Raw genomic sequence first — 7,143 nt, forward strand, 5'->3', positions numbered from 1 at the left:
AACCCGGGCCCGAAGTGCGGCGGCACCTCCGGCGAAGCCGAAGCGTGCCCGGGGTGCCTCCATCGACGGTCAGGAAGGACGGTGCGTGCTAGTTGGCGAAGACGTCCTGCAACTTGCCCTGCGGGCTCCACAGGGCCACCGAGTCGCCGCCGTTGTTCAGCACGGACGCGGAGCCACCGTTGTAGTAGGCGTCCGCACTGTTGGTGCCGGGTCCGGTGTAGACGCGCAGTTCGGCCCCCGGGGCAACCACGTAGCCCTCGCCGACGCTCAGGATGTTGTTCGCCGTATCACGAACGATGTAGCCGCTGACGTCGATGCTGCGGTCGGTGGTGTTCCGCAGCACCACATGCTCGCCGGTCTCCGGCTGCACATCGTTGCCCGCCGGGTCGTTCACGGCGCCGGAAATTTCCAGGCCGGTGCCTGCCGGGAAAGGCTTGCGCCCATCCAGGTAGCGCATGGTCTGGATCGGGAAGTCACCGGTGACGGCATCCACCCCCAGGTCGATGGACTGCTGGACTGCCTCGGGCGAGTTGGCGGTGTAGACACCCACCACCAGTCCGGCAGCCTTGGCGTCCGCGACATTCTGCGCGGTCAGGGTGCGGTAGTTCGTCCCGATCGAGTCGGCGAAGGCGGCCCAGGATTCCAGCTTGGCCGGTCCCGGGACGGTGCTTGCGAGCTGCTGCAGCTCGATCTCCGGGGCGATCTCCGCGAAGGTCCGGTTGGAGGCCTCGTCGAAGCTGAGGACCTGGATCTTGTCGGCGGCCACAAGTTTCTTCCAGGTGGCATCGGTGCGCAGCTCATCGGCGACCAACTGCTCGATGCCCGGTGAGTTCTTCGGCGATTTGATCTCGATGTACACCCCGGTGTTGACCGTGGCGATCTTCGCGGCATCGTCCAAGTGGGGAATCCGTTCGCCGGCGTACTTGGCGCTGAAGTAGGAACCGGCGTCGAGCTGCTGCAGTTCGTCCCAGGTAAAGGACGTGATCGGGTCCTGTGCCCGCCCCGGGAAGACCTCCTCCACGTTGGTGGTCCGGGCCGGAGTGTCGTCATGGAACAAGAACGGCACGCCATCGGCGCTGAGCTGGACGTCGACTTCGAAGAAGTCGGCCCCCGAGGCGCGCCCGTCCTTGAAAGCGGCCACGGTATTTTCCGGCGCAGTGCCCGCGGCACCGCGGTGGCCGATCAGCAGCGGGACTTCGTCCTGCCCGCCTTGGTTCTCTTGTGCGCTGGCCGGAACGGCCGCGAGGGCAGCGCCGACGGCGATGGCCGCGGCGGAGCAGGTCAGTGTTTTGAGCAGGCGAGATGCCATGGAAAATGATGCCCTTCGTCGTGGTGTTCTCGGTTTACCCGGTCCACCGAGCTTCACAGCGCCAGCGAACCTCCGGGCCAACCGGCCGTGAACTGCCAGTGAAAGGAAATGGCACATCAAGCCATGACGAGGGCGGCCTCCTCCCGCGCAGGGTGCCACGTTCCCGGCGCTGAAGCCGCGGTGCGGGCGCTAAACTCGGAGGGGCATGAACACTTCAGCCAGTACTCCGAGCTCGGTGCGCGTCGATGCGTGGCTGTGGGCCATCCGCGCCTACAAGACCCGATCCGCTGCCACCGCTGCCTGCCGCGCCGGACATGTGCGGCTGAACGGCAATCCGGTCAAGGCGTCGCAGTCGGTGGTGCCGGGCGACACGCTGCGGGTGCGGCAGCCGGGCTTCGAGAGGATCCTGGAGGTCCGCCGGTTAATTGCCAAACGGGTGGGCGCAGAGGCTGCCTCACACTGTTTCACGGACCACACGCCGCCGCGCCCGGTGATGCCGTCGCTGGGTATCCCGCAGCGCGACCGGGGCACCGGCCGGCCCACCAAGAAGGACCGGCGGGAGATGGAAAAGCTGCGCAGCCAACGCTAGGCATCACGCCTCAGGGCCGGCGCTCCCGTTTTCCGCCTCATGCCGTGAGCGTAACTCACTTCACAGAACCGGCCGGACGGTACAAGATGGAGACCGGAGACGGCCACGCCGCCGTCCCGCTGAGACATCAATATCTGAAGGAGACCAGGGCTGTGACCACCACTTCCCACGCCGCTTCATCCACCCAGCCGGGCTACCGGGTTCAAAACCCGTCCACCGGCGAGGTGGTGGAGGAGTTCCCCACTGCCACCGACGCCGAGGTCAAGGACGCCCTCGCCAAGTCCGAGGCCGCCTACTCGTCGTGGAAGGCCGTGCCGATCACGGACCGCGCCAAGGTAGTGTCCCGCATTGCGGAACTGTTCACCGAACGGGCCGACGAGCTGGCCGCGATCATCACCGAGGAAATGGGCAAGCCGCTGTCCGAATCCAAGGGCGAGGCAGAGTTCTGCACCGACATCTTCAGCTACTTCGCCACCGAGGGCCCGGAGCTGGCGGCGGACCAGGAAATCAAGGCCATCGGCGGCGGCCGCGCCATGATCCAGAAGCTGCCGGTCGGTCCGCTGCTGGGAATCATGCCCTGGAACTACCCCTACTACCAGGTGGCCCGCTTCGCCGCGCCGAACCTGATGCTGGGCAACACCATCATCCTCAAGCACGCCGAGACCTGCCCCCGTTCAGCCCTGGCCATCCAGAAGATCATGGACGACGCCGGCGTGCCCGAGGGCGTGTACATCAACGTCTTCGCCAGCCATGAGCAGATCGCAGACATCATTGCCGACCCGCGCATCCAGGGCGTTTCGCTGACCGGCTCCGAACGGGCCGGCGCCATCATCGGCGAGCTCGCCGGCAAGAACCTGAAGAAGGCCGTGCTGGAACTGGGCGGCTCCGACCCCTACGTGGTGCTGGACACCGACGACGTGAAGGCTGCTGCCGGCGAAGCGTGGGCCACCCGCATCGAGAACACCGGGCAGGCCTGCAACTCCAACAAGCGCATGATCGTCATGGAGGACATCTACGACGACTTCGTCGCCGAGCTGACCAACCTGGCCAAGGACCTCAAGCCCGGCGACCCGGCCGAAGAAGCCGAGGGCACCTACGCGCCGCTCTCCTCCCGGGCCGCGGCCGAAGGGCTGGCCGAACAGCTCAAGGACGCCGTCAACAAGGGCGCCACGCTGCACGCCGGCGGCACCCTGCACGACGGCCCCGGCGCCTACCTGGCCCCGGCCGTACTGACCGGCGTCACGCCGGACATGCGCGCCTACCGCGAAGAGCTCTTCGGCCCGGTGGCCGTGGTCTACAAGGTCGCCAGCGACGAAGAAGCCCTGGAGCTGGCCAACGACACCGACTACGGCCTGGGCGGCGTCGTCTTCTCCACCGACGAGGAGCGCGCCCGCAAGATCGCCCAGCAGCTCAACGTGGGCATGGCCAATGTCAACGGAGTCGGCGAAGGCGCCGACATTCCGTTCGGCGGCGTGAAGCGCTCCGGCTTCGGCCGCGAGCTCGGCCCGCTGGGCATGGACGAGTTCGTCAACAAGCGCCTCCTCTACATCGCGGACTGACCGGAACGTCACCAACTGATCAGCAGGCGCCCTTTCCCGCAACGGATGGGCGCCTGCTGATTTTTCAGCCCGGGCTCACACCATGGGAAATTGTGGCCGAAGAGGGGCCGGAACGGGACCCACCGGTGACAACCCTGCGCAGCGGCGGTACATTCAACAGACTGGTGCTGACGCTTCACGGTAGCCTGCACCGGCTGCACTTTCCGCCGGACGCAAGGCATGTCATGGACTATCAGTTAGAGCCCCAGCCCAATTCCGCTCGCGAACCAGCCCGTCCGTCTCCCGCACCGAACAATATTGCCGCCGGATATCTGGCCCTCATGGCCCACATGAAATCCGCCGGCTTGTTGAGCCGCCGCAGGGGCTACTACATCAGCCTCTTTGTGGTGCTGATGTTGCTGCTGGCCTCGGCATGGACGGGGTTCTCGCTGCTCGGCAGCAGTTGGTACCAGCTCCTGATTGCTGCCGGCATGGGAATCCTGTTCACACAGTTCGCCTTTCTGGCACATGAAGCGGCTCACTGGCAGGTCTTCAAGTCCAAACGGGTCAATGAGTGGGCTGCCCGGCTGGTTGGCACCTGTCTGGTGGGCATCAGCTACGCCATGTGGATGCGCAAACACACCAGGCACCATGGATTTCCCAACACAGTGGACAAGGATCCGGACATCAGGACCGGGTCCATCGCCTTCCACCCTGATGCTGCGGCCGGACGCCGCGGTGCGATGGTCCGCGTCACTCGGCTCCAGGGCTATCTGCTGTTTCCGCTGCTGCCGTTTTTGGGCTTCAGCCTGTACGCGGATTCCTTCAAGTACCTGATCCGGCAGGCCAAGGTGGAGCACCGCTGGCTGGAGCTGGGCATCCTCGCAGGCCGCGCAGCAGTGCTGCTCACTGTTGTGTTCTGGTTGCTGCCGTTGGGGCAGGCATTCGCCTTCATCGGCGTCCAGATGGCGGTCTTCGGCTTCTACATGGGAGCGTCGTTTGCGCCGAACCACAAGGGCATGCCGATCTATTCCCCATCCAGCCGCCCCGACTTCGTCACCCGCCAGGTGACCGCCTCCCGCAATATCCGCGGCGGTTGGTTCATGGATCTGCTGATGGGCGGGCTGAACCGTCAGGTCGAGCACCACCTCTTCCCTGACATGCCCCGCCCTTGCTTGAGCAAGGCGGCGCCGATGGTTCGCCACTACTGCCGCGAGCACTCCATCCCGTACACGGAGACCAGTCTGCTGGCCTCTTATGCGGCCATCGTCCGCTATCTGGGCGCGGTGGGCATAGCCGCTTCCGACCCCTTCCGCTGTCCGGTTGCGGACATCTACCGCCGGGTCTGAACCGCCAGCCAGGCACTGCCCCCTTTCCCGCTTCCGGCCGCGCTTCCTGCCCGCCGCCGCCTCACGGACGTGTGCGAGGGCATGGACAGTGGCCGGGCCAGCACAGAGAATGGGCGCATGGACCTACCCCTCATGCCGCCCGTTCCGCCGATGCTGGCCAAGGGCGTGGCCAAAATACCCGAAGGCGGAATGACGTACGAGCCCAAGTGGGACGGTTTCCGCTCGATCATCTTCCGCGACGGCGACGAGGTGGAGATCGGCAGCCGGAACGAGAAGCCGATGACCCGCTACTTCCCCGAACTGGTGGAAGCGTTCCGGGAGCAATTGCCGGAGCGATGCGTGGTGGACGGCGAGATCATCCTGGTGGGCGAAGGGGGTGACCGGCTGGAATTCGAGGTGCTGCAGCAGCGCATCCACCCGGCGGCGAGCCGGGTCAAGTTGCTGTCTGTCCAGACTCCCGCCCGCTTCGTGGCCTTCGATCTGCTGGCCCTCGGCGACGACGATCTGACCTCCCGGCCCTTCGAGGAGAGGCGGGCCGCGCTGGAGAAGGCGCTCTCCGCCGTCGTCAATCCCGTCCACCTGACCCGGGCCACCACGGACCCGGCGGTGGCCCGGCAGTGGTTCGGGGAGTTCGAGGGGGCCGGGCTGGACGGCGTGGTGGCCAAGCCGCTGGACGGAAAGTACCAGCCGGACAAACGAACCATGTTCAAGATCAAGCACGAGCGCACGGCCGACTGCGTGGTCGCGGGGTACCGGGTGCACAAGAGCGGGCCGGGCCTGGTGGGGTCGTTGCTGCTGGGGCTCTACAACGACGACGGCGCCCTCGTGCACGTGGGCGTGGCCGGGGCGTTCAGCATGAAGCGCCGCAAGGAGCTGTTCGAGGAGCTGCAGCCGCTGATTGCCGATTCGGGCGACCATCCCTGGAGCCGGGAACAGCACGAGGCCGGCAACCGCACCCCGCTGACGTCCGAAGGCAGCCGGTGGAGCGGAGGCAAGGACCTGTCCTTCGTGCCGCTGCGCCCGGAGCGCGTGCTGGAGGTCAAGTACGACCACATGGAAGGCGAACGCTTCCGGCACACCGCACAGTTTGTCCGTTGGCGGCCCGACCGCGATCCCGAGTCCTGCACCTACGGCCAGCTGGACGAGCCGGCCTCCTACGACCTGAACGACGTGCTGCAGTAGCTCCTAGCGCCAGCCGGCGGCCGGAGCTACGTGCTGCACGATGTTGCCCAGCAGCTTGGCGTTGTACTCCACGCCCAGGTAGTTCGGCACGGTCAAAAGCACCGTGTCCGCAGCCTGCACGGCCTGGTCCGCAGCAAGGTCGGCGCCGATCTTATCCGGCTCGCCGATGTAGGTCTTGCCAAACCGCGAGCGGGTGCCGTCCAGCATCCCGACCTGGTCGTGCTGGTCGGTCTGGCTGCGCAGCCCGAAGTAGCGCCGGTCTTCGTCGTCGACAATTGGCATCACGCTGCGGCTGACCGACACCCGCGGAGCGTGTGGGTGGCCGGCCTTCTGCCATGCCTCGTGGAACAGATGGATCTGCTCAGCCTGCAGCTTGTCGAAGGGCACGCCGGTGTCCTCGATCAGGAGGGTGGAGCTCATCAGGTTCATGCCTTGCTCGGCGCTCCACACGGCGGTGGCCCGGGAACCGGCTCCCCACCAGATCCGCTGCGGCAGTCCCGGGGAGGTGGGCTCCACCGGGAGCATGCCGGCATGCCTGCCCTGCAGGTGGCCAGGGTCAGCCGGAACCATCCCGGCGCCGGTAATAGCGCGCCGGAACACCGTGGTGTGGCGCCGGGCCATGTCCGCATCGGTTTCGCCCTCGGCCGGCCGGTACCCGAAGGCTGCCGCACCGTTCAGCACCGGCTCGGGTGACCCGCGGCTGATGCCCAACTGCAGTCGGCCGCCGCTAATCAGGTCCGTGGCGGCCGCTTCTTCGGCCATGTAGAGCGGATTTTCGTAACGCATGTCGATCACGCCGGTGCCGATCTCGATCCGGCTGGTCCGCGCCGCGATGGCAGCCAGCAGCGGAAACGGCGAAGACTGCTGCCGTGCGAAGTGGTGCACGCGGAAATACGCGCCGTCCACCCCCGCCTCTTCGGCCGCCACGGCCAGGTCGATGCTCTGCAGCAACCCTTCCGCGGCCGTGGGGACAGGCGAGCCCGCTGCGGGGCTCCAGTGGCCGAACGAGAGAAAACCTAGACGCTTCACATCCGGCTCAACACCGCCGGAGCCACGGAGATTCCGCCACGGGGCCGTCCCGCGCAACCAAAACACCCCGTGCGCTCCTTGAGCCCACGGGGTGTTTCTTCCGTCCTGGCAATCACATGCTGGTCGCCAGGGTGACGTGCTGTGCCT

The 7,143-nt window shown here is 66.5% G+C and carries 6 protein-coding genes; 4 read left to right on the forward strand and 2 right to left on the reverse strand.

Annotated elements, in window-relative coordinates:
- Positions 1–88: 88 nt before the first annotated feature.
- Positions 89–1,309, reverse strand: a complete 1,221-nt coding sequence (locus AC5RWT_RS13385; protein ID WP_494080611.1) for a glycerophosphodiester phosphodiesterase family protein — start codon at positions 1,307–1,309, stop codon at positions 89–91.
- A 205-nt stretch (positions 1,310–1,514) separates the two neighbouring features.
- Here AC5RWT_RS13385 and AC5RWT_RS13390 point away from each other — a divergent pair, with 205 nt between their 5' ends.
- The 4 genes from AC5RWT_RS13390 (at position 1,515) to AC5RWT_RS13405 (ending at position 5,967) form a co-directional block, all read left to right on the forward strand.
- On the forward strand, positions 1,515–1,898 hold the full coding sequence (locus AC5RWT_RS13390; protein ID WP_494080612.1) for an RNA-binding S4 domain-containing protein: 384 nt from the start codon (positions 1,515–1,517) through the stop codon (positions 1,896–1,898).
- Positions 1,899–2,050: 152 nt separating this feature from the next.
- Entirely contained in the window at positions 2,051–3,457 is a 1,407-nt protein-coding gene (locus tag AC5RWT_RS13395) for an NAD-dependent succinate-semialdehyde dehydrogenase (RefSeq protein WP_494080613.1), read from the forward strand.
- 224 nt (positions 3,458–3,681) lie between these two features.
- A complete protein-coding gene (locus tag AC5RWT_RS13400) occupies positions 3,682–4,785 on the forward strand; it encodes a fatty acid desaturase family protein (RefSeq protein WP_494080614.1) in 1,104 nt (367 codons plus the stop codon).
- Between the two features lie 117 nt (positions 4,786–4,902).
- On the forward strand, positions 4,903–5,967 hold the full coding sequence (locus AC5RWT_RS13405) for an ATP-dependent DNA ligase (RefSeq protein WP_494080615.1): 1,065 nt from the start codon (positions 4,903–4,905) through the stop codon (positions 5,965–5,967).
- A 3-nt stretch (positions 5,968–5,970) separates the two neighbouring features.
- On the opposite strand, the gene AC5RWT_RS13410 is transcribed toward AC5RWT_RS13405, so the two are convergent.
- Entirely contained in the window at positions 5,971–6,996 is a 1,026-nt protein-coding gene (locus AC5RWT_RS13410) for an LLM class flavin-dependent oxidoreductase (protein ID WP_494080621.1), read from the reverse strand.
- Positions 6,997–7,143: the final 147 nt, after the last annotated feature.

The sequence above is a fragment of the Arthrobacter sp. Dra40 genome (genome assembly GCF_059091905.1).

Bases quoted from the DNA above. Each gene is read 5' to 3' on its own strand.
- AC5RWT_RS13400 (WP_494080614.1), top strand. From the start codon at position 3,682: ATGGACTATCAGTTAGAGCCCCAGCCCAATTCCGCTCGCGAACCAGCC.
- AC5RWT_RS13405 (WP_494080615.1), top strand. From the start codon at position 4,903: ATGGACCTACCCCTCATGCCGCCCGTTCCGCCGATGCTGGCCAAGGGC.
- AC5RWT_RS13390 (WP_494080612.1), top strand. From the start codon at position 1,515: ATGAACACTTCAGCCAGTACTCCGAGCTCGGTGCGCGTCGATGCGTGG.
- AC5RWT_RS13385 (WP_494080611.1), bottom strand. From the start codon at position 1,309: ATGGCATCTCGCCTGCTCAAAACACTGACCTGCTCCGCCGCGGCCATC.